Consider the following 26588-nt stretch of genomic DNA (forward strand, 5'->3'; position numbering starts at 1 on the left):
CAAACAAAGGTCCTGTACGTGAAATTTCAGCGAATCACGGCGGTTGTCGCTACCCTCTTTCTGGCCGCAACGATGAGCGCATGCTCGTCCGGCGACTCCTCACAGTCCGGTCAATCAGGCCAGGCAGCAAGCCAATCCGGTGATGAGAACCGTCCTGCTCCCTCCGATGAGCCAAAAGTTGACCGCTCAGGCACGCAGACGATTCCCGAGGTGAAAGGTGATTTTGGGGAAGAACCTGTTATTACCCCGAGCACCGGATCCGAACCCGTCGACTCCATCATTGCGACAACACTTGTGCAAGGTGACGGCCGCGAAGTTCAACCCACCGATGCCGTGCAGGTGGCATACAAGGGTGTTCTGTGGGACGGAACGGAATTTGACTCCACCTTCAAAGAAGGCGGGAAGCCCATTGCGTTCTCACTGGATCGCGTGATTGTCGGATGGAAAGCCGGACTGACAGGTCAACACGTGGGGGACCGGGTCGAATTGGTCATCCCATGGCAGTGGGCATACGGGGAGCAAGGACAGGCTTCGATTCCGCCCAAGTCAACTCTGACCTTTGTCGTTGATATTCACAATGCGGTCGACACCGCCGATGTGGACCAGCTCAAGAGCGCCACGCCTACAGACGCAGCGTTGCCCGACGGTGTCACCGTGGAAGGTGACTTGGGAACTGCTCCGAAACTGACGCTGGCCGAAGGCGCGAACCCCGAACCAGGAACGTACCTCATTTCCGAGGGAACAGGTCCTGAACTGACCAAGGACAATTACGCTGTCCTGCGTGCCGTTGAAGCAGTGGTGGGCGTGCAGAATGAAGGACAGACGCAGATGTGGGACGTCCCGAACCTTGCACCGGTCGCCAAGCTGGTGCAGCTGGAAGGTCACAAAGTCGGATCACGACTCATGGTCGTCATCGATATGGCCGATCCGCGTCCGACCTCGGATCAATCACAGTCAGGCGAGGTTCAGATGCTGCGCGACGTGGCCATTTTTGATCTGGCTGGATCGCTCTGACCTGTAAACAGATAGAATGACTCGAAGTCGACTTCCGTGACTAAGGAGCTATCGTGACCGAACAGAATGTGAACGTCCTTGTCTTCAGTGATGATGTGGATACCCGAAAAGCAGTCATAACGGGGGCGGGCGTGCGTCCCGGTCGAGACACTCCCACCGTCACATACGTTGAAGCTGCCACCGCTTTCGGAGCCGTTGAAGCAGTCAAAGATACTGAGTTTGCGGCGTTGATCCTTGACGGTGAGACCGAAAAAGAAGGCGGTATGGCTGTCGCCAAACGCCTGCTGACCACCATGGATAATGTTCCACCCATCATTATGATCACGGCACGCCAGCAAGATGACTGGCTGGCGCAATGGTCCGGTGCAGCGGCCACCGTTCCTGAGCCAATTGATCCCATCGTGCTGCAGGAAACTCTGGCACGCCTCCTTCAGGAGTGATTTGCATGGAGTGGACTGACATTATTGAACGCCTCCTTGCCGGTGAGGACCTGAGCTACGAACAGACATATGCGGTCATGGACCGTGTGATGACGGGCGAACTGGGCGACGTGAAACTCGCTGCTTTCCTGACGGCACTATCGGCTAAAGGTCCCTACGTCAGTGAGATCCGCGGTCTGGCTGACGGCATGCAGGATCACGCCGAACCTGTCGATGTTCCCACCGATGTGCTCGACATTGTCGGCACGGGCGGTGATGGGGCACATACGGTGAACATCTCCACCATGTCAGCGATTGTCCTCGCCGCTGCTGGAGTGCCCCTGGTCAAACACGGTAACCGCGCGTCAACCTCGTCGTGCGGATCAGCTGACGTGATCGAAGAACTGGGAATCAAGATCGACCTGTCGCCCAGCGGTGTGGCTCAGGTGTTCGACGAACTGGGAATTACCTTCCTGTTCGCCAACAAGTTCCACCCGTCAATGCGTTTTGCCGCAACTGTGCGCCGCGCTCTTGGCTTCCCAACAGCGTTCAATATCCTCGGTCCGCTGACCAACCCTGCCAAGCCTGAAACATCTGCGATTGGTGTTGCCAACGAAAGTCACGCACCGCTCATGGCAGGAGTGTTCGCTCAGCGCGGCCAGTCGGCTCTTGTGTTCCGCGGAAAGAATCATGGCCTGGATGAGCTCAGCTCAATTGAGCCTGCTCAGATCTGGGCAGTGCACGACGGTGAAATCACCTTCAGCGAAATCGATCCCGTCGCAGAGTTCGGCATGAAGCGTGGAACGCTTGAAGACCTGCGCGGTGGCAAAGCCGATGAGAACGCGAAAGTGGTCTACCGCATCATGGACGGAGAAGAAAGCCCGATCCGTGACGCCGTGCTGCTCAACGTCGCAGCCGGACTGGCAGCATTCGGACGTCACGATGGCGTCGGCCCGACCCACGGCTCACTGACCGACCGTATGCGCATCGGCATCGACATGGCGCGCGAGACGATCGACAGTGGCAAGGCAGCTGATCTGCTCAAGCGGTGGATTGAGGTCTCCAAGACGGCCTCACTCAAGGCCTAGGTGGAACGCCTCTTCAAGGTCCTGGGATGCGAATGAGCGGAACGCGATATGCGTACGCATCTGAGTGACACCCGGGACCTTTCCCAGCTGATCTGACACGACCTCGGCAAGGTCTTCGTACTCGCGGACCTTGACGAGGGCGACCAAGTCGATATCACCGGTCACTGAATACACATCACTGACGCCATCCAGGTCAGCAAGCGCCTGTGCAACCTCGGGAATTTTGTCGATCTCAGCGTTGACAAGAACAATTGCGGTCAGCATGGTCATCCTCTCCTGTAGGTTCCTAGTTCATTGTGGTCTCTGGACGTCTGGCCTGTCCAACGGCGCGGATGAGCGTGTCGCGTCGAAGCGGTGACGTCCACGTTGAACCGAGCGGCACGACCCCATCCCATTCAATCAGGCGTGCTCCCGGCCTGGTCAGATCGCGGTACAGCACTCGCGTCTCCTCCCACGTCGTTCCCGCAAGAAACACGTCTGGGCGAGCGGGGACATCCTCGTCATGGAGCATCTCCACCCACGGCAACGGTGACGTACCCGGCGGCGAGACCGCGACGCGTACCAGGCGCCCGAACGAAGTCAGCGCGATCTCCCACCCGCCTTCACTGCGATGGTGCGCCCATACGGCCCGCCGAGCCAGCCCGAGCGCCCGGACAATTCTCTGCTGCTCAATGCCGCGAATATACGTTCCGAGCAGGGTGCGCAGACGTGCAGCACGCTCAAAATGCTCATCGCCTGCAGCCTGATTCATCTGCTCATTCAACGCATCGATGACGCTGCACTCGTCACAATCCATCGTGTCGGCACCTGCCTGTTGGAGTGCGTCGATCGCCTCACGTGCAGATGCGTGCGTCGAATACGGTCCGAGGGCGTCGAGGGCTTCGTGCGATTCAATCACCGGCACGCATTCAAAACGATCGTGGCGCCGTACCACCCAGTGCGTGGCTTTTTGACGGCGCGAAGCGGAGTTGAACAGGGGAGACAGGGTGCGGATCAGACGCAGTTCCTCCACGCGTGCCTCAAGTTCAGTAGACGTGGACTGAGCCTCCACGCCGGTGGCGACCGCCAGCATTCGTCGGACCTTCCGGCGCGTCTCAGTTGCCGTGAAGTAGGTGCGTACGCGTGAGCGGATATTGCGGGCAGAGCCGACGTACAGCGTTCCGCCGGCATCATCGACGAAACGGTAGGTGCCCGGTGTTTGCGGCAGAGAATCAGCGAGTGTGGATTTTTGACGTGTGCGTGGGGGAACGGGGCGCCCGAGTGTGACCAGATCCTCCACTGTTGATGCGCCGGACTTGCTGACCAGGTCGCACAAACCGTGGAATACCTGCACGGTCGCCAGTACGTCGCCGAGTGCGCGATGCGCGTCGTAGTCGCTGACACCAAAATGCGCAGCAAGGGTTCCCAGCTTGTGGTTGCTGATCATGGGGCGGGGGAGTGCGAGGCGTGCCAGAGCCAGGGTGTCAACGATGCGGATGCGCGGCCACGTCATGTCACACGCATTGGCGGCGCGGCGCAGGAAGCCGACGTCGAAACGTGCGTTGTGGGCGACAATGATGGGCTGCTCGTCAAAATCTGCCCACTGGTGAAACTGTGGATAGACGTCTGTTATCAGTGGGCACTGCGCCACCGACTCATCGCTGATGCCGGTCAGAGCAGTGATGGATGCTGGGATGGGCTGGTCTGGATTGACCAGGGTGTGAAACTGGTCGGTGATGCGCCGACCGTGCACTTTGACAGCGCCGATTTCTGTGATGGCGCTGCGCGTCCCGATGCCGGTAGTCTCTAAGTCAACGACGATCCACGTTGCCTCATCCAGCGGCGTGCCCAGCTGGTCGAGGCCAACCTGGACTCCAACGGGAACAGCTTCAGCCAAACGGCGTGCAACCGGGGAGTGAGGATGAAGGTCGACCTCGCCATGGCCATCTTGAGCCGGATGAGTCGAAATCGTCATACAGTGGATCCTAGTCGGTTGATTGCCCATCGCAGATGCCAGGAGGATTCGTGGCTTTCTATCAGACATTGAAATTTGCCGGTGGTCCGATTCTTCGCACCGCATACAAACCGTGGATTCGCGGAGAGGAGAATATCCCCAGCGAGGGGCCCGCGATTTTGGCGTCTAACCACAACGCTGTGTGGGATTCAGTGTTTCTGCCGCTCATGATTGACCGCGAAGTGGTGTTCATGGGGAAGGCTGACTACTTTACCGGCACCGGTTTCAAAGGATGGGCTACCAAGGAGTTCATGCGCGCAGTCGGCACGATCCCAGTTGACCGCTCTGGTGGGCGAGCGTCGGAAGCCGCGCTGCAGGCCGGTGTGGACCGCCTGAAGGAAGGGGAACTGTTCGGTATATATCCCGAGGGGACCCGCAGCCCTGACGGGCGTCTTTACCGCGGTAAGACAGGTGTGGCCCGTTTAACACTGATTTCCGGGGCGCCGGTCATCCCAGTGGCCATGATCGGCACGCACGATGCGCAACCCATTGGGCAGCGGATCCCCTCGCGTGAAGACATCGGAATGGTCATTGGTGAGCCGCTCGACTTTTCGCGTTACCGCGGACTTGACCGAGACCGCTACGTTCTGCGCGCTATCACCGATGAAATCATGTACAACATCATGCTGCTGTCGGGCCAGGAATACGTCGACATGTACGCAGCCGACCGGAAAGCGCAGCTCGCGCAGGAGGGGAATTTTGATGGGCCTGTGCCCTCGAACGGTCGGACAGGTCCGGGCGGGCGCAAGGCTCCCGACGTGTCTGTGCCGAAACGCCCAGAGGATTCATCTGACGATCCCGTAGACTAGAGACGTTCAGTTTTCATCGTCTGAAAGGTGTTTGTGCCATGTCGGTTCGTCGAGTAGCTTTGCTCACTGCTGGTGGTTTTGCCCCGTGCCTGTCGTCGGCTGTTGGTGGGCTCATCCAGCGTTATACCGATATTGATCCGTCCATTGAAATCATCGCGTACCAGCACGGCTACCACGGGCTGCTGACTGGCAACTACGTTGTCGTCGACGAGGAGGCCCGCAGGAAGGCCGGCATCCTTCACCGTTTCGGCGGTTCACCGATCGGCAACTCGCGCGTCAAGTTGACCAATGCGAAGAACCTGGTCGAGCGTGGCCTGGTCAAGGAAGGCGACGACCCGCTTCAGGTTGCGGCCGAGCAGCTGCGCAAGGACCATGTTGACGTTCTGCACACCATTGGCGGTGACGACACGAACACGACCGCCGCCGATCTGGCACAGTATCTGCACGATCACGACTACGACTTGACGGTTGTCGGCCTGCCGAAGACCATCGACAACGACGTGGTTCCGATCCGTCAGTCACTGGGCGCCTGGACCGCCGCTGAGCAGGCCTCGGTCTTCGCACAGAACATCATCGGTGAGAACCGAGTGGGACCACGCATGCTGATCATCCACGAGGTCATGGGCCGTAACTGCGGATGGCTGACAGCAGCCGCTTCACGCAAGTACACCGAGTGGCTCGACCAGCAGGAATGGGTGCCGTCGCTGGGACTGAGCAAGGAACACTGGTCAATCCACGCGATCTTCGTTCCTGAAATGGCAATCGACCTTGACGAGGAGGCCGACCGCCTGCGCGCCATCATGGACAAGCAGGGCAATGTCAATATCTTCCTGTCTGAAGGTGCCGGCGTGCGTGAAATCGTCGCTGAAATGGAAGAACGTGGCGAAGAAGTGGCGCGCGACCCGTTCGGTCATGTGCGCCTTGACGAAATCAACCCCGGACAGTGGTTCGCCAAGCAGTTTGCTGACCGACTGGGAGCTGAGAAGGTCATGGTACAAAAGTCCGGATACTTCTCACGTTCAGCTCGCGCAAACCAGGACGACCTGCGTCTGATCCAGTCGATGACAGACCTTGCCGTCGAGTGCGCACTGCGCGGCGAATCCGGCGTGATCGGTCACGATGAGGAAAACGACGATCGTCTGTGCGCCATCGCCTTCCCGCGCATCAAGGGTGGCAAGCCCTTCGATATCTCCCAGCAGTGGTTCGTTGATCTGATGGATCGTATCGGACAGCCACTGGCGCCGACGCAGAAGTAAGTATGCGACAGCCTGAAGAGCTCGAACCGGTTGCTGGAGGGTGGAATACGTGGAGACAGTATCCCTCCCTCCAGCAACCGCACTATCCAGATGAACACGCGCTGCGCGCGGTGACCGCTGAACTGCGCAGTCGCCCGCCCCTCGTCTTTGCTGGCGAGGTGGATGACCTGCGTGACGAACTGGCCGCTGCCGGACGCGGCGAAGCTTTTGTGCTCACTGGTGGTGACTGCGCGGAAACCTTCGCAGAATCCACTGCTGATCACCTTCGCCTCAAGATCCAGACGATCCTGCAGATGGCCGTTGTCCTGACGTATGGAGCCTCGCTGCCGGTCATTAAAATTGGCCGTATCGCAGGGCAGTACGCCAAGCCTCGTTCATCGGATATCGAAAAACGCGGTGACGTGACCCTGCCGTCGTATCGCGGCGATGCGGTGAACTCGTTTGAATTCACCGAGGAGGCGCGCACACCCGACCCCGGTCGACTGCTGGGCACCTACCAGCATGCTGCCGCCACGTTCAACCTGATTCGCGCCTTCACGAAAGGTGGCTACGCTGATCTGCGCTTGGTCCACCACTGGAACCGCGGCTTCACGTCCAACCCGGCGTATGCGCGCTACGAATCTCTGGCCTCGGAGATCCATCGCGCCGTGAAGTTCATGGAGGCAGCCGGAGCTGACTTCGAGTCGCTGCGACAGGTCGACCTGTTCTCCTCCCACGAAGCGTTGCTGCTCGAATATGAAGCAGCGATGACGCGCGTAGATTCACGAACCGGCGACCTGTACGACACGTCCGGCCACTTCCTGTGGGTGGGGGAGCGCACGCGAGACCCGCAAGGCGCGCACGTGGAGCTGCTCTCACATGTGCGCAATCCTCTGGGGGTGAAGCTGGGGCCGACTACAACCCCTGAAGAGGCCATTGCACTGATCGACCGCCTCAATCCTGACGGCGAACCTGGACGATTGACGTTCATCGCCCGCATGGGGTCGAAACATATTCGCGATGCGCTTCCACCTCTTGTGGAAGCGGTGAAAGCTGATGGCCGTCCGGTGATCTGGACAACCGACCCGATGCACGGTAACACGATCACGTCCTCAACAGGCCTGAAGACCCGCCAGTTCGAAACGATCATGGACGAGGTACGCGGGTTCTTCGAGGTTCACGACGCCGCCGGAACAGTTCCCGGCGGCATCCATGTGGAGCTCACCGGTGATGACGTCACTGAAATTATCGGCGGCTCCGAGCATCTGGATGAACAGTCCCTCAAGGACCGCTACGAAACCCTGGTTGATCCGCGCCTCAACCACCAGCAATCGCTGGAAATGGCGTTCCAGGTGGCTGAACTGCTGCGCTAGACAACGGTGATCGTGACAGTCGATCCCTTCGGGATCATCTGTCCGCTCCCGGGGTCGGTGGAGCGCACGGTGCCGAAAATGCCGCCGAGGATCTTGTTGACCTCCACTTTGAACCCGGCATCGCGCAGCGTCTTTTCAGCCTGATCGAGCTGCTTGCCCACCAGGTCGGGAACCTCGACCAGTTCGGGACCTTCCGAGACAACAAATGACAGCGTGTCACCGCGCAGCAATGTCGATCCGGCCTCAGCTGACTGAGAAATGATCTGGCCTTCGGGCACGGCGTCCGAATGTTGCGATGTGGATTCAGCAGCCAGGCCCGCTTCTTCAACGGCAGCGCGCGCCTCCTCGCCAGTCATTCCCGCTAGGTCTGGAACCGTGATCGGCTCACGACCTTTCGACACGACGAAATCAACCGCCGTGTCGTGGCGCACCTGTGCGGCAGCCTCCTCTGATTGTGAGATCACCTGTCCCTTGGCAACGGAATCTGAGTATTCCTCGCTCACTGTCCCTGCGGCCAATCCGGCGTTGGTCAGTGCCCCACGAGCCTGGTCCGCACTCAGGCCTACCAGTTGCGGCACAGCGCGCATATCCACACCTTTGGAAACGACGAGGGAGACCTCGCCGTCCTTATGGATCTGCGACCCGCTGGCCGGATCGGATCGAATGATCAACCCGTTCTTGACGTCATCTGAAAATTCTTCATTGAGCGTGGACGATAATCCCAGAGCTTCGAGTTCTGACTGAACGGCTTTGACGGCGCGGCCGTCAGTTTGCGGCATCGTCAGATAGGATCCTGGCCCGTACTGGCTCCACCACCACCAGCCGCCGCCCGATCCGACGATCAGCAGCACGGCCAGCAGAGCGATGACGGTTTTCAAACGCGAACGCGACTTCTTGTGTGGCCGGTCGGTACGCGGCAGCGATCCCGATGCTTTGACGACGGTTTGTGACGAGGGCGTGAGGACGCCGCCAGGTAGCGCTGTCGTGACCGCGTGGAACTCGATGGGTGCCGTGGGCTGGCCGGACTGCACCGGCTGGACATCGGCGCGACGCTCGGCAAGATCGGACGGCAGGGAGGCGCGCACCCGTGCCACCAGTTCCAGTGCGTCGCGCGCATCCCGGGGACGTTCTGCCGGGTCGCGGGCAGCGAGCGTAGCGACCAGTTCATCGATCTCGGTAGGAAGCCACGAACACTCTTCAGATGGGGAGGGAACATCCTCGTTGACATGGGAGTACGCCATTTTCATGGCGGGCGCGCCATCCCAGGGCACGTGGCCCACGACCATCTCGTAAAGCATCATGCCAACGGAGTAGATGTCGGTGCGCGCATCGGTGTGACCGGTGGTTGCAATTTCAGGAGCCATGTAGGCGACGGTGCCGAGCATGGAACCAGTGGTGGACATCGATACTTCGGATGCCGCACGTGCCAGGCCGAAGTCTGTGACGCGCACGTGCGAGTCCTCAGAGATGAGGACGTTTTCCGGTTTCATGTCGCGGTGGACAACGCCGACACGATGCGCGGCGTGCAGAGCATCAAGGATTTCCTGCGTGTAGCGCAGTGCCTGCGAGAGAGTAAAGGCGCCCTGCGAGGTGAGCAGCGTGCGTAGATTCGGACCGCTCACGAGTTCCATGACGAGGAATCCCTGCCCGTGCACGATGCCCTGGTCAAAAACGGAGACAACGCCGGGATGAATGATGCGTGCAGCGGCGCGGGCTTCGCGTCTGAAGCGGGCGACGAAGTCGGCGGACTCTGCCAGGTGCGGATGCATGACTTTCAGGGCGATGGGCCGGTCCAGTCGCTCATCGTGCGCGATGTAAACAGTTGCCATCCCGCCGCGCGCAAGTTTGCGGTCGATGCGGTAGCGCTGGTCGACGAGCATCCCGATGAGCGGGTCAGTCACTGTTTCGTGGGTATCAGAAGATGGCGCGTCAGGTTCTGACGACGCTTTCTCATCTGTGTTTCTGGTACTCACGTCTTGGATTGTACGGGATGCGGGCTACATACGACTGCGGCGCGCCCGATGAGACGCCGCCCAAAGGCCGCACGATCATCTAGGCTAGCGACCATGAACGAGCCTACTGACCTCATCAGCGTGGACGCTGCTGCACAACTGCTGGGTATTGAACCGCGCCGAATCAAGCAACTGGTGCGTGACCGCATCCTGTTCACGGTGCCCGGAGAAGACGGCAAACCTGCCATTCCGCGCGAGATCATCGTCAAGTCCGAAGGCAAGTGGGAGCCGCTGGACACGCTGCCCGGCACGCTGACCGTGCTGGCTGATGGCGGCTTCAGCCCCCGGGAAGCTGTGGCCTGGCTGTATACGCCCGAAGCTGAGCTGGGGCAGACTCCGATGCAGGCCCTCCTCGAAGGGCGTCAGCACAGGGTGAACGCCATCGCCTCTATGCTCGCCTGGTAGTCAGCATCGGCTCCATTTCGCTCAGGAGTGTGCGCGAGTGCTCATCAAGTGCGGCCAGTGCATCGCGCCCCTGCTGCGTCACTGTGTCAATAAGCTGTTCGTGGGGCTGCCGCCCGACTTGCTCGATGATGCCTTGAAGGTCGATTACGCCGTCGGGGCTGCCAATCAGTGTGGCGATCGCATGGCGCTGCTCGGCTGATGCGTGCTCCCATGTCAAAGCCAGCAGTGCCGTTCGTTTACCTTCGATCAGGTCTCCGCCTGCCGGTTTTCCGGTGGTCTGGGGGTCACCGAACACTCCGAGCTCATCGTCGCGCAGTTGGAACGCAATGCCCCACGGTTCGATGACGCGCTGCACTGTCTCGACCATGTCTGCCCGGCCGCCGACAAGCAATCCGAGGACCGTGGGGTGCACAACCGAGTAGCGCGCTGACTTGCGGCGGATAACTTCCATGATGACGTCCAGGTCGAAATGGTCCAGTGCCGGCTGCTCGTTGACAATATCGAGGTACTGGCCGAGGGCGACTTCAGCATGCATGAGAGTGAGCTGGCGTAACACGGCTGGATTCGCAACTCGTGTCGCCGTAAAGTCAGCGGCCGAGAGCAGGAAATCGCCCACCAGAAGTGCGCCGGCTGTTCCAAATTCGCCGGCATCCCCGGTCCACCCCTGGTCTCGATGCATCTGCGCGAAAACAACGTGAGCGGTGGGGCGCCCTCGTCGAGTCTGTGCATGGTCGATCAGATCGTCGTGAGCCAGTGCGGACGCTTGGTAGAGCTCGGCGGCACCTGCCAGGCGCGCAATCGAATCATCACAGTCACCCCACGCGCGACCAGTGGCGAGCGCATACCCCAACATGACCCACAGGCCACGCAAACGCTTCCCACCTGCGATGGCGTCACGTGCGGCAGTAACGAGGGTGTCAGCCGGCTCCTGGGTGGGGCCGAGGGTGTTGATCAGGTCGGTGAGCGCGGCTTGGGTGTGGTCTCCAATGCGCTCCACCATGTCGCCTACTGTGAGATTCTCCATGCGCCAAGCGTATCGAATGAAGTGCTTCTAAGATACAAACATCCGCTGGAACAAAGGATTGACCGATATGGCAATTGTGTTGAGCTATCACGGTAACCGTGAATCGGAAGCAGCTTTGCAGGAAGCGTTGAGGCTCGCTGATGTCAGGCGTACATCTGTGGTCGTGGTGTTGGCACGTCGAGAAAGTGAAGATGACGCCCGCACCGCTGAAGATGCCGAGGAGCTGTTGTGGTCGCATCTGCGCCATGCCGACATTCCCTTTGAAATCCGCCACACGCAGCATGAGCAGGAAGTAGCCGACGCGGTCTTGGATGCGGCAGAGGAAATTTCGGCCGACTTGATTGTGCTGGGGCTTCGGCCGGGCGGGTCCGGGCGCACCACGGTCGGCCCGAATGCCTCGCGCATCTTGCTGGATGCCCCGTGCCCAGTGGTAACGACCACTACACACCGGTGATTATTGTTTCCAACGGGCGTTTTGTCGGGGACGGATTATAATGGTTCAGGTTCTTTCACACCAGTGTATGAAGCAGATCTGAGGAAGGGAATCAGCGTGAGCGCAACCCGCCCCAAGAAGGCAACGGCCGAAACGGCCGCGTCAAGCGACTCGAAGAAGGCCGCGCCTCAGTCGAAGTCGACCGCAAAGAAAAAAAAGAGCACAACTGCCAAAAAGACGACAACTGCTAAGAAGTCAGCGACCGCTAAGAAGCCCGCGACTGCGAAGAAGACGACGACCCGTAAGAGTGTTGCCAGGAAGTCCACAACGTCGAAGCGCACCGCCATTAAGAAGACCAATGAGAAGCCCAGGAAATCGGTTCAGGCGCACGACGAAGAAGAAGAGATGCCTGAAGATGACGACATTGATGACTCGAACATTGATCTGAGCAACGAGGAAGAAATCGACGTCGATGAGGCGGATGATGATTCGGACGATTCATCCGAATCGGACAATGAGCCTGAAGACGAGGACGAGGACGACGCCAAAGGGGCTGCCGCGGATCTGCGCGAGCGCACCTCTCAGGGCATCCATACGCGCGGCGGGTTTGTCGTATCCGACTCTGATGAGACCGATGAGCCTGTCCAGAAAGTCACCGTGGCAGGCGCTACTGCCGATCCGGTCAAGGATTACCTCAAGCAGATCGGTAAAGTCTCCCTGCTGAACGCGGAGCAGGAGGTGGACCTGGCGCGGCGCATTGAAGCCGGCCTGTACGCCGAATACAAGCTCAAGAACGAGTCGGACACGATGACGTCGAAGGCGCGTCGTGAGCTCCACTTCATTGCACAGGACGGCCAGAACGCCAAGAACCACCTGCTGGAAGCTAATTTGCGTCTGGTGGTCTCACTGGCCAAACGATACACGGGCCGTGGGATGCAGTTCCTAGATCTGATCCAGGAAGGAAACCTCGGTCTGATCCGTGCGGTCGAGAAGTTCGATTACACGAAGGGCTATAAGTTCTCCACGTATGCCACGTGGTGGATCCGTCAGGCTATTACCCGAGCGATGGCTGACCAGGCGCGCACGATCCGCATCCCGGTTCACATGGTGGAAGTCATCAACAAGCTGGCCCGCGTTCAGCGTCAGATGCTGCAGGATCTGGGCCGCGAACCTACCCCGGAAGAATTGGCCAAAGAGCTGGATATGACGCCGGAGAAGGTTGTCGAGGTTCAGAAGTACGGTCGTGAGCCGATTTCACTGCACACGCCTTTGGGTGAAGATGGCGACTCAGAATTCGGAGACCTCATTGAAGACTCCGAAGCGGTCGTTCCAGCCGATGCCGTTTCCTTCACGCTGCTGCAGGAACAGCTCCACCGCGTCCTCGATACGTTGTCGGAGCGTGAAGCTGGCGTCGTGTCGATGCGCTTCGGACTGGGTGACGGCCAGCCGAAGACTCTGGACGAAATCGGTAAGGTGTACGGCGTGACGCGTGAACGTATCCGTCAGATCGAATCCAAGACGATGTCCAAGCTGCGCCACCCGTCACGGTCGCAGGTTCTGCGCGATTACTTGGACTGATCCATCAGGTGGCGCTCGTCGTCGATGCGCAGTGCGGAATCCCGCAGGGCGTCCATGTGAAGGCGAGCGTGGTGTGCGCAGAACAGGAGTGGCCCTGAGGCCATAGTGACGCGCACCCATGCACGGGCGCCGCATGCGTCGCATCGGTCTACTGCGCGCAATGTCGGTTCCGTCGTGTCTGGTCGTGTCAGTGTCGCTGCGTTCATGGTTCCATCACAGCACACCGGTCGCTCGCCGTGCATCTTCTTTCGCCAGTGGCACAATCTCGGCGGTGCAATCCAGGAGCTTGCGGTGCTGCACCCTAAAATAGGGTGGTGAGTTCAGACGCTTCAACCTATTCCGCACGGCACCTGTCAGTCCTGGAGGGGCTGGAAGCTGTGCGCAAACGCCCCGGCATGTATATCGGATCCACCGATCACAGGGGGTTGATGCACTGCCTGTGGGAAATCATCGATAACGCAGTCGATGAAGCGCTTGAAGGGTACTGTGACCGCATCGAAGTGCGCTTGCACCCGGATCATTCCGCATCTGTCCACGACAATGGTCGAGGCGTCCCTGTCGACACGGTTCCATCAGTTGGCTTGTCCGGTGTGGAAGTGGTGTACACGAAGCTGCACGCAGGCGGTAAGTTCGGCGGCGGCTCCTACGCCTCGTCCGGCGGTTTGCACGGCGTGGGCGCATCTGTCGTCAACGCCTTATCCGCACGTATGGATGTGCAGGTCGACCGCTCCTCGAAGACCTATCAGATGTGCTTCAGACGCGGCGAACCAGGGGAGTTTGATGATTCGCGCCAGCGCACCCCGAACTCACCGTTCAGCCCCTATACGCAATCCTCGCGCCTGCAAACTGTCGGTAAAGTCAAGCGCGGTGTGACAGGCACGCGCGTGCGTTTCTGGGCAGATTTTCAGATCTTTCCTTCCTCTGAAGGCTTTTCGTGGGACAACCTGATTGCCCGCGCACGCCAGACCGCGTTCCTCGTTCCCGGCCTGACGATCGCCTGCTGGGATGAGCGCACCACTAACGAGGACGGCGAACCGCTGCACGAAGAATTCCGTTTTGACGGCGGCGTCGTCGACTTCGTTGACTGGCTTTCCACCGACGGGCCTGTCACCGCAACGTGGCATGTCACCGGCGAGGGAACCTATAACGAAACCGTCCAGCAACTCGATCCTGACACCGGACACCTCGCACCTGTCGAAGTGGAGCGCACCTGCCAGGTGGATTGCGCATTGAGGTGGGGAATTGGCTACGACACTCAGGTGCAGTCTTTCGTCAACATTATTGCCACACCGAAAGGCGGCACTCATCTGGCCGGTTTCGACCAGGCACTGTTGAAAGTGATGCGCGCCCACGTTGAGAAGAACGCGCGCCGCCTGAAAGTGACGGCCAAGGACGGTCGCCTGGAGAAGGACGATGTCATGGCGGGGCTGACCGCTGTGGTGACTGTGCGATTCCCCGAGCCGCAATTTGAAGGCCAGACCAAGGAAGTTTTGGGTACTCCGCAGATCCGCACCGTCGTCAACCGCGTGGTGACCGACGCTCTGGAATCCACGTTGAAATCCAGTAAGCGCGACGTGAAGCAACAGGTGCAGGCTCTGGCTGAGAAAGTCGTGGGTGAGATGAAGGCGCGCGTGTCGGCGCGTGTTCACAAGGAAATTTCGCGGCGCAAGAACGCTCTTGAAACATCGTCCCTGCCTGCCAAGCTGGCAGACTGCCGCTCCGAAGATGTCGAGCACTGCGAACTGTTCATCGTCGAGGGCGACTCGGCACTGGGCACCGCGAAAGCGGCGCGAGATTCACGCTTCCAGGCACTGTTCCCCATTCGTGGCAAGATCCTCAACACGCAGAAAGCATCGACTGCTGAGATGCTCTCCAATGCTGAATGCGCGAACATTATCCAGGTCATCGGTGCTGGCTCCGGCCGCACATTCGACATTGACCAAGCACGGTACGGCAAAGTCATCCTCATGACGGATGCGGACGTCGATGGCGCGCACATCCGCACGCTGCTCCTGACGCTCTTTTTCCGCTATATGCGTCCGATGGTGGAAAGCGGGCGAGTGTACGCGGCCGTGCCGCCGCTGCATCGCATCGAGCTGCCCGCACACGGCAAGAAGCCACGAGATTACGTGTACACCTATTCCGAAGAGGAACTGCACAGCACACTGCGTGAGCTCAGGAAAGTACGGCGCACATGGAAGGAACCTATTCAGCGTTACAAGGGCCTGGGCGAGATGGATGCTGACCAGTTGGCTGAAACCACGATGGATCCGCGTCACCGTTCTCTTCGACGTGTCACGCTGGCCGACGAAGAGGCATTGCGTGAAGCTGAGGACGTGTTCGAATTGCTCATGGGGTCGGTGGTCGCCCCGCGGCGTGACTTCATCGTCGAGGGTGCACATCAGGTTGATCGTGAGCGAATTGACGCGTGAGCCAGCTCATCCGATTCTGAATAGGACTGAAGTCTCGGTAAAGTAGAGATATGACTGGTTTGGCTGATCGAGTCTGTCCACCTGCACAGGCTTCTTACCCGGGTCCTCACCTGGGACTTCGATGGCGTTCGATTCTTCCTCAGGACGGTCCCGCCGTGTACCGACTGATCCTCGAAATCGAAGATCATGACCATGCCATCCACCGCACGTCGCTTCGCGACGTTGCGGATATGATCGCCGGCTGCACGGAAACCGACTGGCTGGACGTCATCGTCGGATTGGATGCGCAGCGCACGATTGTTGCCATTGCATCTGTTCGTGTCATGGGTAACCTCGACGGCGTGGCCACAGCCATCGTCAACGCGTTCGTTCATCCGCATTGGCGAGGGCGAGGCATCGGCCGCTCACTGTTGTACTGGCAGGACGCACGTGCCCGCCAGATGCTGGTCGAACACTTCGGGGCCGATTCGGATGCGCCCGCCTACATCGCCAACGGTGTCGATTCGCATATGACGGATCGCCGTAGGCTCTACATCGCCGCAGGCTATTACGCCTGCCGCACATTCCAGCTTATGTACCGCGAGCTTGAAGGCTCCGAGCAGCTGCCCACCCCGCGCGACGGCTACACGATTGTTCCGTGGGGCTCGGTGCCGACCGAACAGGTCAAAGCGCTCCACATGGATGTCTTTACCGCTCACTTCTGGCCGCATTTTCGCGAGCAGTGGTGGAACGAGGCAATGGATGAACTGGTTCCGTCATGGTCATGCCTGGCGCTTTCCCCTTCCGGTGAACTTGCAGGCTATCTGACTGTTGGCAGGCCTGATCTGAGATGGGTCCTGGAGGGACGCAAGGAAGCGTATGCGACACTGTTAGGGGTCAACCCGGACCACCGCGGGCACGGTTTGGCGGGCTTGCTGCTGCGCACCGCGATCGTGGCGGCGTCCCGCGCGGGGATGACGCGTTTCGGTCTGGATGTGGACACACACAACGCGTCACATGCTCACGAGATCTACGAGCATTACGGGTTCGTGGACGAGCGAGCGGAAGTTGTGTATGCGATTGAGCACTAGATCAGAAGGAGGCAGCAGTGGTTGAGCGCGACTCGGATATCGTGACATGGAGAGCTCTCACGCCTGATCATGCTGTCGCACTGGCCGATCTGATTGCATGCATTGAGCGTGTCGACGATCCTCCATACCGCACAAGCCTCGACGAAATTGTCGAGTTGCTGTCCAACATGTCCAAGTGGCGTGGCGTCATTGGCGAGCTCAATGAGACAGGCACGTATGTCGCATTCTCGATTATCACCACGCGTTTCGTGGGTGTGCCTGAGTGCGTGTGCCAGGGCGGCGTTCACCCGGATTTTCGCCGCCGAGGCATTGGCCGCTCGCTCATCGAATGGCAAACCCGCACCTCGACCGAGATACTCCGTGTCCTCGCGGAGCGCAAGGAATTACCGGACGATGAACCCGTGGGAGTTCATGTTCCGCACGTCGAAACCGGCATGGACACGCCTGACAGTGATGTCATCGGTCGTATCGTGACGCACGTGGATATGGGGCACGAGGAACTCGAGGAACACCTGCGTGAACTCGACTACCACTGGTCGAACACGTATTTTGAACTGCGCGCAGATTTGGAATCAGTGCCGCAGATGCCGGAGTTGAACGCCTACCTGCAGGTCGCCCCGTGGGATGACATGTGGGAGGACCCGGTTCGCCGTGCCGCTAACCGTCTGGCTGACCAGGAATGGGGGAGGCCCCCTCAGTCAATGGAGCAGTGGCTGATGGGGCGCACCGCGTTCGCGCCGCAGTGGTCGTTTGTCGCCCTCGACCGTTCAGGTGACCGCCCGCAGGTGGCGGGTTTCCTGTTGGCCTCGCGCTACGAACAGGACTGGGCGGCACTGGGATGGTCAGAAGGGTACATCGACCAGATGGGCGTGCTCGAAAAGTGGCGTAATGCCGGCGTTGTCGAGGCGTTGATCATTGCCTCCATGCGTGCGCAAAAAGACGACGACATGGATAAGACGGGAGCCGGACTGGGATCGGCTAACCACTCAGGAGCACTGGCCGTCTACGACGGGCTTGGTTTTCACGTGGTGGGCGAATCTCGGCTGTACGCCTTGGATGTCTAACCGATTGTTGCGATCGCGTGCTTGATGGGCTGGCCGGAGCCGTCGCGACGCTCATCAAGCTCGGGCAGGTCCGTGGGCTGACCGTTCGCTGAAGCTGCCCGAGGCGGGCGAGGCCCGACCCACGCAGTGTCCAAGCGTGCTTCTCCACGCAGGAAACGGTGCGCGCGAACGCCTTGCGTGCCGCGGCCCTTCATCGGGAAGACCTCAAAGGGGCTGACTTTGACGGTTGTCTGACCGGTGCCGGGCAGTGCGCCTTCAGCTCCCGCAACCGTGACCACGCACGCTTCACTCGGATCAGCAACGACCCATAAGCCGATCACCTCGGCATCTGCTGCCAGCTTGATGCCAGCAACACCACCGCCGGTTCGTCCCTGCGGACGTACCTTCGACGCATCGATGCGCAGCAAGTGAGCATCTGAGGTGACGAATGCGATTTCGTCTGAGTCGTCGCACACATCGAAGCCAACCAGGTGGTCGCCCTCGTCCAGCGAAATAACCTCCCACGAATCGCGTTGCAGCACGTCAGGGCGCAGACGCTTGACCACGCCGTGCGCCGTGCCCATCGCCATGATTGCGTCGCCGGTCGGATCGATCAGCCCAACGGCCGTTTCTTCAGAGTGCACAAGCAGTCCGGCAGGTGTTGCCGCAGCGAAGGACAAGCCGGTGTCAAAGCGCGGCAGTCCAGGCAAGTCCACGACATCGATGCGGTGCGCAACACCATCGCTCATCACCACGGCCACCTGTGAGCGGGTGGTCGTCGGGATCTGCATCTTCCAGCCATCGAAATTGGCACGCGCGCCGCGTTCGAGCACGTCACCGCCCTCCACCCGGGCCAGTCCGCCAGTTGCCGTCAGCACCACCACGCACGGCTCGTCCGGTATCTCAAGAGCAGGGGCAGATGATGATCCACTCTGCGGAGCAGATGCGGCCAAAACGGTGTCGCCCTCGCCGGCCGATGCGAGCAGTAATGTGCGCCGAGGAGTGCTCAGGCGGGCGGACACTTCCTGCAGATCTGATTTGACCATGTCGCGCAGCAGCTCATCGGAGCCGAGGACTTCTTCGAGTTCAGCGATTTTCGCGCGCAAGTCATCCCGCTCAGCTTCCAGTTCGATGCGCGAGAATTTCGTCAGGCGTCGCAGGCGCAATTCCAGAATGTAATTGGCCTGCGCTTCACTCAGATCAAAGGCCATCATGAGGCGCTGGCGCGCTGAGTCGACGTCGTCGGATGAACGGATAATGGCGATAACGTCATCAATATCGGCGATCGCGATCAGCAGGCCTTCAACCAGGTGCAGGCGCTCTTGCCATTTGCCCACGCGGAAGCGGCTGCGACGCGTGGTGACCTCGATGCGATGGTCGATAAAGACCTGCAGCATTGCCTTGAGCGACATTGTCTGCGGCTGCCCGTGAACCAGTGCGACGGCGTTGACAGCGAACGATTCTTCCAGGGGCGTGCGCTTGTACAGTTGCATGAGGACGGCCTCGGGGTTGAAACCATTTTTGATTTCAACGACCAGACGCAAGCCGTGGTGGCGATCCGTGAGGTTTTGAACCGCGGAAATTCCCTTGAGTTTGCCAGAGGAAACGCTGTCCTTGATTTTCTCCATGACGCGTTCAGGGCCGACCATGTAGGGCAGCTCCGTGATCACCAGTCCGCGCTTGCGGGCAGTGACACGTTCAATCGACACTTTCGCGCGGGTCTTAAAAGATCCGCGACCGGTCTCGTAGGCTTCGCGGATTCCGTCCAACCCTACAATGACGCCGCCTTCAGGCAAGTCCGGTCCGGGCACGTAGCGCATCAGGTCATCGACGGTGGCATCCGGATTGTCGAGCAGGTAGATGCACGCGGCGACAGCTTCACCCAGATTGTGCGGTGCAATGTTGGTCGCCATGCCGACGGCAATGCCGGACGAGCCATTGACAAGCAGCTGTGGGAAACCGGCGGGCAATACGTCCGGCTGCATGAACTGGTTGTCATAGTTGGGAACGAAGTCAACGGTGTCCTCGTCCAGGCCTGCCGTCAGATCCAGCGCGGCAGGAGCCAGGCGTGCTTCGGTGTATCGAGGGGCTGCCGGCCCGTCATCGAGTGAACCGAAGTTACCGTGACCATCGACGAGGGGAACCCGCAGGTTAAACGACTGCGCCAGACGCACCAGCGCGTCGTAGATAGCGGAATCTCCGTGCGGGTGGAGCTTACCCATCACTTCACCCACAACGCGCTGAGACTTGACATGGCCCTTGTCGGGCCGCAGTCCCATCTGTTCCATCTGGTACAGAATGCGTCGCTGGACGGGCTTGAGTCCGTCACGGGCATCAGGCAGTGCGCGCGCATAGATCACCGAGTACGCGTATTCGAGGAACGACCCCCGCATTTCTTCGGAGACATCAATCTCAGAGATGGATTCTTCAAAGTCCTCCAAACGAGGCGTGGTCGTGCGTCGCATGTTCGCATTGTGCCGCGAACCACCTGTGGAAAGACGCTTCCCACGCCGCAACAAGGCACAATTGGAGAATGGACACACACGCTTCAATCCGGCAGCACGGCTTCTATCCGTCCCTCGTGATACGCGCCTTGGATCGCGTTCTCGGCGACGAAGAACCGCTGGCTATGGTGTCTCAGCTGGAGGCGGCGTTTGACCGTTCCAGCATGTTCCGCCACCTCACGGTTGCCGTTCTGACACCGACCACGTTGATCCAGATCCACGTTGACGAACTGGACCGGGGTGGCGCCATGACGAACACGATCATCACCCCGACCACTCGCATCCACGGAGCTTCACTCACTGAGGTTGTAACCGACGCGATCCATGATGGCGGCAGTCAGCTGAGCGAGCTGACCATGGCGATCAACTGCGGCAGCCAGCGTCGCGGTGAAGTGGAGCTCAACCAGTGCGATGACCCGCAGTGCACCGCTGACCACGGCTTCACCGTCCACACCTTCCCGGAGGATTTCTCGATGCGTTTTTCGGCCGCCGCTGATGGCGAGGCCGCCCTCGCCAATGCTGAACGATTCGTCGACGCGACACTCCAGGTCATCAAGGAGAATCATGCGCATTAACGAGGGCGACCCGCACCTGCCTGGTCCGAGCGATCTGCGCATCACTGACGTCTTGGGCCGGTGGATCGACGGTGTGGGACGGTCGTATGAGCAGATGGTGGTGATCCTGGCTGATGGTCTGGGGGCGGTGCCGCTGGCGGATCACTTCGGCCATGCGAGCGTGCTGCGCGGATACCGCGATGAGATCGAGCAGGCTTTCACCACTGTTCCCTCGACAACAGCCGCAGCGATCACCTCATTCGCGACGGGAGCGCTCCCTGGCGCCACGCGTATGGTGGGATACTCGGTGGCGTATCGGGGCAGGGCAATGAATCTGCTGGCCTTCGAGAACGGACCGGATCCGACAGTCTGGCAGGAAGTACCCACCCATTTCGAGCGCCTGGCAGATCGCTCAGTGTCCTCAGCTGTGATTTCACCTCCGAGCTTTGCCGGCTCAGGTCTGACTCTGGCCGCGTTGCGCGGGGCGCGTCATGTGGGCGCGGTATCGATGCAGGAGCGCATTGACGCTGCAATGTGCGAACTGCAGGCAGGCACCCACATCGTCTATTTCTACTGGTCAGATATCGACCACGAGGGCCACAGGCATGGCGTCAATTCCGAGCAGTGGCGCCGCGCGCTTGAAGAGTTCGATGCGGGTATCGGGCATCTGCTGACGCGCATTTCTCATATGCGTTCGGCCGATCGAATCGCCGTGATGCTCACCGCTGATCACGGAATGGTGGATGTGCACCCCGATGATCTGATCGACGTGGCGCACACGCCTGAATTGCGCGAGGGGGTCGAGCTGATCACGGGTGAAACACGCTCGGTTCACCTGCACGCGCAGCCGGGTCGAGCCGCGGAAGTCCTCGTCCGGTGGGAGGAGTATCTGGGTGAGCGTGCCTGGATCGTGCCGGCGGACGCGTTACCAGGCGTGATAGGTGAGGGGCCAGGCGTGCAGGTTGTCGGTGATGCGATGGTGATGTCGCGCGGCAGGTACGGCATCGTGGATTCTCGTGTGCAAAGTGAGGGCGCAATGGCGCTGATCGGGGTGCATGGGTCAATGACCGAGGCTGAAATGATGGTGCCGGTCGTGCGCCTCGCTTAGGATTTTGAGCCGAAAACGATCTCATCCCAACTGGGTACCGAGCGGCGACGCGTGTTTTTCTTTGGTGCTTCAGCCTTGGGCTCAAGGTCTTCCATGCCGGGAAGCGCCGAGGTTTCCGGCTCGTCGGGCTGTTCGGCGGTGGGCGTTGCCATCACGGAACTCCACAGATCCCGGGAGGTCCCCGGCGCCGTCGAGGGTGCCTCTTCTTCGGGTGTTTCGGTCACGATGTCATCATCGTGGGGGTCGATCACTCCGGTCTCCATCGGTTCGGGTTCTGTCGTGTGCGTGCGTGAGCGAGCCAGGGAGTAAATGCGCGCTGACAGTGAATCGCGCTGGACGCGCTCATCTGGATCCTCAGTGTCGTCACCTTCACCGTCGATCACAATTTCCTGACGCTTGCCGCGCTGAGCGTTGAGCTGGTCGAGCAGCTCGTCATTGACCGGCGTGGGAGCCGGCTCGCTGTCATCTTCGGGATGCAGGGGAGTGAAGACAGCAGAGACAGGGGAAGATGGAGTGGCGTTCTCGGTGAGCCACCGGGCTTCCTGATCGATTGCTTCCGCGCTGGATTCGGAATGATCCATGCGCCAATGTGCGGCGTGTTCGGCTGCGCCCTGAATGAACGTCACGAAGACTTCCCACGGGCCGTCCTGCTCACGCCTGGCTGACCAGATGATTGATTCGGGATCCACTCCGCGAGCCGCCAAGCGGTCGACAACGAGGTCACCCATCAGAGGTGAATCCTTTTCGCCACCCACATGCGATTCGCGTGCACGCTGAATGGCCCACGCTTTTTCTGCGTCGATCGGTGCTTCGAAACGCTCAATCAGCGCGATATCCGTATCGTATTCAGTGGCGATTTCTGATGCTGACATGCCTGAGCGCAGGAGTGCCTGAATGTCACGCGGACGCAGAGCCCTGGATTGGATGGGTTCAACTCGGGGACGTCCACGGCGAACTGACGCGCGCAATTCGTCAGTGACTGCCACGCGGTAACGTTCACCGTCTGCGTCGGTGAAAATCAGCGATTCATTGTCACTGCCGACACCGAGCAGCTCAAGATCGATCATGAAAACCTCCCGAATACATCTGATTGAAATCGTCTCAAAGAAGAGTGAAGATCGGTGGCGCTTGGCGCGCGTGTCTAGTAAACGATCGGAATAAAACAGTGTCAGTATGGACGCCATAATGCGCAGAAGCGCAATGAGTGTTACTATCCCTGCGCTGAGCAAGATTTGACCCGCAGGCTGTGCGAGGAGGAGGAACCGTGGCAACTGACTACGATGCCCCACGTAAAAACGACGACGATGTGGCGGAAGATTCCATCGAAGAATTGAAGGCTCGCCGCAAGGACGCCGGTTCGAATGAGGTAGACGAGGACGAAAACGAGGCGGCGGAGAATTTTGAGCTGCCGGGCGCCGACCTGTCGAAAGAAGAACTGACTGTGCATGTGGTTCCTCGCCAGGATGATGAGTTCACGTGTACGAGCTGCTTCCTGGTCCATCACGCATCGCAGCTGGCTTATGTTGATGACAACGGTCAGCCTGTGTGCACGGAGTGTGCTGGGTAGCTATGGGCTGGTTGAAACGTCGACGTCGCGATGATGAAGAGCAGGTCGAACAGCACGCACACGACGAGTCACAGGACAAGCGGCAGGCCGGTGATGACGCGGAGATCTGGGATGAGCCAGGTCCGCGCACTGCCGAGGACGTGGACGTCTCCCAAGGGTATGTCGACCTGGGTGCGCTGAAGATTCCGGCGATCAAGGGCATGCAGCTGCGCACGCAGCTGGCTGACGACAAGCGCACCGTGTTGCGCGTGTTGATCGTGCTGGGCAATTCGGGCCTGCAGATTTCAATCGCCGCCGCTCCGCGTTCCGGTGGAGTGTGGGACGAGGTGCGCGAAGAGATTCGTGAATCGCTGACATCCAACGGCGCCAGCGTGGAGGACGCTGAGACGCGCTATGGCGCCGAGCTGCTGGCTGACATGCCGGTGACCTTGCCGGATGGTTCAAAAGCGACGTCACGGATGCGCATCATTGGCCGTGAGGGTCCGCGCTGGTTTGCGCGCATTGATGTGTTGGGGCCTGCAGCTCAGTCAAGCGAAGCGGGCGAAGGAATTGAGAAGGTGATTGATCGCCTCGTGGTTGAGCGTGATGACCGTCCCCGCGCGCGCCTTGACCTGCTGCCGATGCATGTTCCTGACAATGCCGTTCAAGCGCCGATTGTGCCGCAATGAGTGACCCGAGCGAGGTTTTCCCGAAGCGCTCGTGGTGGCATAGATTGAGCGACGCGTGGCATTTTTCGACCCCTGAAGCGACTGAGGCCGATGATGAGCAGCGCTCTCAGCGTTCGCGAGGCACTGTGCCGATCAAGGACGTGCGTCCGCGTGAAAAGGTGGTTATTTCGGGTGTTCTGAGATCGGTGACGCTGTATCCGCAGGAGGGTCCTGATCAGCTCGATGCGACGTTGTTCGACGGGACCGGTTCAATCGTGATCAGGTGGCTGGGTCGGTGTGAGATCCCTGGCCTGCGCGTGGGGCACCACGTGGAAATCGAAGGAACTGTAGGTGTTGATCACGGAATCTACGTGATTTCTGACCCGCTGTACCGCCTGCTGGCTGGAGAACATTCGTGAGAGTTGTTGATTCGCTTCAGGACGAGGAATTTTCTGTCTGGTCGGCGTTGGGCGGCTGGCGGGGTATCGTTGAATCGGTCGCTCCGATCATCGTTTTTGTCACGACGTATATCGCGACCCACGAACTGACGTGGCCGCTGATCGCCTCCGGTATTCTCGCGGGCCTCTTCGTCGTTGCACGCCTGGTGTCCGGCCAGCAGATCACCCAGGCACTGTCGGGTGCCATCGGCGTTGCACTGTCGTGCGTGTGGGTGGTGTTCTCCGGTCGAGGGCAGGATTTCTTCATCGTGGGTATCGTCACGGCAGCGGTTCTGAGTGTGGCGTTGCTCGTGTCGATCGTGCTCCGGCGTCCTGCGGTCGAACTTGTGTTGAACATGTTCTGGGAAAAAGGCGCAGTGCCGCGCCGTGTATGCACCACGCTCACGTGGGTGTGGTTCGCACTGTTCTTCATTCGCTTCGCAGTGCAGGTGCCCCTGTGGTGGGCAGGTCAGATTGCTGCACTGGGGGTCGCGAAACTCGTACTTGGATTGCCGCTGTTCGCCGTGGCATGTTGGATTACGTGGATGACGCTGAGGCCCTTCGTCTCACTCGCGTCGGTGGAAGAACGTTCGACCGTTGACAACGGTGTAGATGAACCCCAGAGGTGAGTGCCACTCATAAATCCCCGTAGCGACCTGCTCAAGCCTCCAGTGGGCGTGTGTTTTTGCGCGGTGAACGCTTCGCGAGAGTGGACCGAGGTTGTCAAGGCGCGTCTGCCCGGATAGCCCATCTGGATCGAACGCCTGGGTATGGTCGATATCGCAGCTTCGCGAGCGAACATTCGAATACGGGAAGACTTCATAGGGTTCGCGCGTCTGGAGCGCCAGTCGCATATCGCCAGACGGATCATGGCGATCAATCGGCGTGAGAGCCCGCGGATCAAGAACGGGCCGGATCGTGACGCGAGTGTGAGCAAACATCTGCCGCAGCTGTTTCAGCCCGACACTGCCGTGCCCGTCAATCTGCGCGACGGGGGAGTCATCAACGTGGACGATCACAGTGGCAGCAGGCTGGAGTGAGCGCGAAGCGGATCCTTCGTCCAGAAGCCTGGCCGCGTAGTGCGGCGTTGCGAGGATACCCAACGCCTGTGAGCGTCGTTCATCGATGCTGAGTTCGTCAGCATCTGCGAGCAATCCAGCTAAACGCGTGATCGTATTGTCCAGTGCAATCGCGTCAGTCGCACTGAGTGTGGCATCGACAGAGGCGATGGAACTGGATTCTTCATGCGTGATCTGAACGCGGCGCGTGGACTGCGCTCGCGCGCATTGCGCGTCGAATTCATCGGGATTAATACGGGCGATGAGGTTGTCAACATGTCGACAGATGCGCGCCTGAGACCAGGCAGCAATAGCCCCGAGGAAGCAGTCAATCTGACGGCAGTCAGCCTGACTGAGCAGCGTCGTGCGTTCAGCGACCGTCATCGCTTTCCACACGGGAACTTCTGCAGCGACAACTTGCTGCCACAGGCACGGCAGTCTAAAACTCAGGTCAAGTAAGGCTCCCATTTCATCGAGCATTTTGGCAGGGGACAGCCCTAACGCAGCAGATAGCTCAAGGTGTGCGAATTCGGCAATTCGAGGCACGCCCTCACCGGCTCGCTGCACCAGGTCCTGTTCGCCTTCAACAGCTTCACTCACGGCAAGAACAGCGCGGACAACCATCTGGGCACGCCGAGCCTGCGCCACACGCACCGCACGATCCGCGTCGCGGGCAGCGTTGACCAGCTCACGAGCCGTGGCCTCAGGAGTGTCACAATCTCCTGCACTTACCGCAATGTCGAACATGTGTTCTATTGTGGCAGTGGGCACGGGCATCTGCGTTC

General features: G+C 59.9%; 26 protein-coding genes. 18 read left to right on the forward strand and 8 right to left on the reverse strand.

Going from position 1 to position 26588, the window contains the following annotated elements; translation table 11 throughout:
• Window positions 1-18 precede the first annotated feature (18 nt).
• From AC1DA5_RS07690 to trpD, 3 genes are read left to right on the forward strand one after another with little or no spacing between them, the layout of a single operon-like run.
• Entirely contained in the window at window positions 19-1014 is a 996-nt protein-coding gene (locus tag AC1DA5_RS07690; protein WP_058236552.1) for an FKBP-type peptidyl-prolyl cis-trans isomerase, read from the forward strand.
• A 53-nt stretch (window positions 1015-1067) separates the two neighbouring features.
• The gene (locus tag AC1DA5_RS07695) at window positions 1068-1454 is read left to right on the forward strand and encodes a DNA-binding transcriptional response regulator (RefSeq protein ID WP_058236553.1); all 387 of its coding nucleotides are present in this window, start codon (window positions 1068-1070) and stop codon (window positions 1452-1454) included.
• 5 nt (window positions 1455-1459) lie between these two features.
• Window positions 1460-2521 carry an anthranilate phosphoribosyltransferase gene (trpD, locus tag AC1DA5_RS07700; protein WP_058236554.1) on the forward strand — a complete coding sequence of 354 codons (1062 nt, stop codon included), beginning with the start codon at window positions 1460-1462 and terminating at the stop codon, window positions 2519-2521.
• Here the strand turns inward: trpD and AC1DA5_RS07705 are convergent.
• Together AC1DA5_RS07705 and AC1DA5_RS07710 are read right to left on the reverse strand one after the other, a co-directional pair.
• Window positions 2507-2785: an Lrp/AsnC family transcriptional regulator gene (locus AC1DA5_RS07705; RefSeq protein ID WP_058236881.1), complete on the reverse strand. Its 279-nt coding sequence runs from the start codon at window positions 2783-2785 to the stop codon at window positions 2507-2509. The genes trpD and AC1DA5_RS07705 overlap by 15 nt on opposite strands.
• A 22-nt stretch (window positions 2786-2807) precedes the next feature.
• Window positions 2808-4475, reverse strand: a complete 1668-nt coding sequence (locus AC1DA5_RS07710; protein ID WP_058236555.1) for an exonuclease domain-containing protein — start codon at window positions 4473-4475, stop codon at window positions 2808-2810.
• A gap of 50 nt (window positions 4476-4525) precedes the next feature.
• Here AC1DA5_RS07710 and AC1DA5_RS07715 point away from each other — a divergent pair, with 50 nt between their 5' ends.
• The 3 genes from AC1DA5_RS07715 to AC1DA5_RS07725 are packed head-to-tail and all read left to right on the forward strand — an operon-like array spanning window position 4526 to window position 7931.
• The gene (locus tag AC1DA5_RS07715) at window positions 4526-5323 is read left to right on the forward strand and encodes a lysophospholipid acyltransferase family protein (RefSeq protein ID WP_058236556.1); all 798 of its coding nucleotides are present in this window, start codon (window positions 4526-4528) and stop codon (window positions 5321-5323) included.
• 38 nt (window positions 5324-5361) lie between these two features.
• Window positions 5362-6579 carry a pyrophosphate--fructose-6-phosphate 1-phosphotransferase gene (locus AC1DA5_RS07720; RefSeq protein ID WP_058236557.1) on the forward strand — a complete coding sequence of 406 codons (1218 nt, stop codon included), beginning with the start codon at window positions 5362-5364 and terminating at the stop codon, window positions 6577-6579.
• A 2-nt stretch (window positions 6580-6581) separates the two neighbouring features.
• Entirely contained in the window at window positions 6582-7931 is a 1350-nt protein-coding gene (locus AC1DA5_RS07725; protein WP_074026158.1) for a class II 3-deoxy-7-phosphoheptulonate synthase, read from the forward strand.
• Here the strand turns inward: AC1DA5_RS07725 and pknB are convergent.
• Complete coding sequence (gene pknB, locus AC1DA5_RS07730) at window positions 7928-9904, reverse strand: Stk1 family PASTA domain-containing Ser/Thr kinase (RefSeq protein ID WP_480289787.1); 1977 nt, start codon at window positions 9902-9904, stop codon at window positions 7928-7930. The two genes, AC1DA5_RS07725 and pknB, sit on opposite strands and share 4 nt — an antisense overlap.
• Before the next feature lie 93 nt (window positions 9905-9997).
• Here pknB and AC1DA5_RS07735 point away from each other — a divergent pair, with 93 nt between their 5' ends.
• Entirely contained in the window at window positions 9998-10348 is a 351-nt protein-coding gene (locus AC1DA5_RS07735; protein ID WP_058236558.1) for an Rv2175c family DNA-binding protein, read from the forward strand.
• Here the strand turns inward: AC1DA5_RS07735 and AC1DA5_RS07740 are convergent.
• Entirely contained in the window at window positions 10332-11372 is a 1041-nt protein-coding gene (locus tag AC1DA5_RS07740) for a polyprenyl synthetase family protein (protein WP_480289789.1), read from the reverse strand. The two genes, AC1DA5_RS07735 and AC1DA5_RS07740, sit on opposite strands and share 17 nt — an antisense overlap.
• A 67-nt stretch (window positions 11373-11439) precedes the next feature.
• On the opposite strand from AC1DA5_RS07740, the gene AC1DA5_RS07745 reads away from it, so the two are divergent.
• Window positions 11440-11826: a universal stress protein gene (locus AC1DA5_RS07745; RefSeq protein WP_058236560.1), complete on the forward strand. Its 387-nt coding sequence runs from the start codon at window positions 11440-11442 to the stop codon at window positions 11824-11826.
• 96 nt (window positions 11827-11922) lie between these two features.
• A complete protein-coding gene (locus AC1DA5_RS07750) occupies window positions 11923-13383 on the forward strand; it encodes an RNA polymerase sigma factor (RefSeq protein WP_058236561.1) in 1461 nt (486 codons plus the stop codon).
• Here AC1DA5_RS07750 and AC1DA5_RS07755 read toward each other — a convergent pair.
• Window positions 13371-13589 (reverse strand): DUF7455 domain-containing protein, encoded by a 219-nt coding sequence (locus AC1DA5_RS07755; protein ID WP_058236562.1) that lies wholly within the window; start codon window positions 13587-13589, stop codon window positions 13371-13373. The genes AC1DA5_RS07750 and AC1DA5_RS07755 overlap by 13 nt on opposite strands.
• Before the next feature lie 105 nt (window positions 13590-13694).
• On the opposite strand from AC1DA5_RS07755, the gene AC1DA5_RS07760 reads away from it, so the two are divergent.
• From AC1DA5_RS07760 to AC1DA5_RS07770, 3 genes are read left to right on the forward strand one after another with little or no spacing between them, the layout of a single operon-like run.
• Window positions 13695-15815 carry a DNA gyrase/topoisomerase IV subunit B gene (locus tag AC1DA5_RS07760; RefSeq protein WP_480289792.1) on the forward strand — a complete coding sequence of 707 codons (2121 nt, stop codon included), beginning with the start codon at window positions 13695-13697 and terminating at the stop codon, window positions 15813-15815.
• Between the two features lie 50 nt (window positions 15816-15865).
• A complete protein-coding gene (locus tag AC1DA5_RS07765; protein WP_070726562.1) occupies window positions 15866-16885 on the forward strand; it encodes a GNAT family N-acetyltransferase in 1020 nt (339 codons plus the stop codon).
• A 17-nt stretch (window positions 16886-16902) separates the two neighbouring features.
• Window positions 16903-17949, forward strand: a complete 1047-nt coding sequence (locus AC1DA5_RS07770) for a GNAT family N-acetyltransferase (RefSeq protein ID WP_070726565.1) — start codon at window positions 16903-16905, stop codon at window positions 17947-17949.
• Here AC1DA5_RS07770 and AC1DA5_RS07775 read toward each other — a convergent pair.
• Window positions 17946-20393 carry a DNA gyrase/topoisomerase IV subunit A gene (locus AC1DA5_RS07775; protein WP_480289793.1) on the reverse strand — a complete coding sequence of 816 codons (2448 nt, stop codon included), beginning with the start codon at window positions 20391-20393 and terminating at the stop codon, window positions 17946-17948. The two genes, AC1DA5_RS07770 and AC1DA5_RS07775, sit on opposite strands and share 4 nt — an antisense overlap.
• Before the next feature lie 68 nt (window positions 20394-20461).
• On the opposite strand from AC1DA5_RS07775, the gene AC1DA5_RS07780 reads away from it, so the two are divergent.
• On the forward strand, window positions 20462-21007 hold the full coding sequence (locus AC1DA5_RS07780) for a DUF5998 family protein (protein ID WP_058236567.1): 546 nt from the start codon (window positions 20462-20464) through the stop codon (window positions 21005-21007).
• A complete protein-coding gene (locus AC1DA5_RS07785) occupies window positions 20997-22094 on the forward strand; it encodes an alkaline phosphatase family protein (RefSeq protein WP_058236568.1) in 1098 nt (365 codons plus the stop codon). Before AC1DA5_RS07780 ends, AC1DA5_RS07785 begins: the two co-directional genes overlap by 11 nt.
• Here AC1DA5_RS07785 and sepH read toward each other — a convergent pair.
• Window positions 22091-23161: a septation protein SepH gene (gene sepH / locus AC1DA5_RS07790; RefSeq protein ID WP_058236569.1), complete on the reverse strand. Its 1071-nt coding sequence runs from the start codon at window positions 23159-23161 to the stop codon at window positions 22091-22093. The two genes, AC1DA5_RS07785 and sepH, sit on opposite strands and share 4 nt — an antisense overlap.
• Before the next feature lie 197 nt (window positions 23162-23358).
• On the opposite strand from sepH, the gene AC1DA5_RS07795 reads away from it, so the two are divergent.
• Genes AC1DA5_RS07795 through AC1DA5_RS07810 form a run of 4 tightly spaced genes read left to right on the forward strand, consistent with a single transcriptional unit; the run spans window position 23359 to window position 25374 of the window.
• Complete coding sequence (locus AC1DA5_RS07795; protein ID WP_070726767.1) at window positions 23359-23661, forward strand: DUF4193 domain-containing protein; 303 nt, start codon at window positions 23359-23361, stop codon at window positions 23659-23661.
• Window positions 23662-23663: 2 nt separating this feature from the next.
• Window positions 23664-24329, forward strand: coding sequence for a DUF3710 domain-containing protein (locus AC1DA5_RS07800; RefSeq protein ID WP_058236571.1), 666 nt, complete (start codon window positions 23664-23666; stop codon window positions 24327-24329).
• Window positions 24326-24727, forward strand: coding sequence for a DNA-binding protein (locus tag AC1DA5_RS07805; protein ID WP_227469303.1), 402 nt, complete (start codon window positions 24326-24328; stop codon window positions 24725-24727). Before AC1DA5_RS07800 ends, AC1DA5_RS07805 begins: the two co-directional genes overlap by 4 nt.
• Window positions 24724-25374, forward strand: coding sequence for a DUF3159 domain-containing protein (locus AC1DA5_RS07810; RefSeq protein WP_480289796.1), 651 nt, complete (start codon window positions 24724-24726; stop codon window positions 25372-25374). Before AC1DA5_RS07805 ends, AC1DA5_RS07810 begins: the two co-directional genes overlap by 4 nt.
• On the opposite strand, the gene AC1DA5_RS07815 is transcribed toward AC1DA5_RS07810, so the two are convergent.
• Window positions 25312-26550, reverse strand: a complete 1239-nt coding sequence (locus AC1DA5_RS07815; protein ID WP_480289798.1) for a 13E12 repeat family protein — start codon at window positions 26548-26550, stop codon at window positions 25312-25314. The two genes, AC1DA5_RS07810 and AC1DA5_RS07815, sit on opposite strands and share 63 nt — an antisense overlap.
• Window positions 26551-26588: the final 38 nt, after the last annotated feature.

Source organism: Pauljensenia sp. C0254C2 (assembly GCF_056583835.1).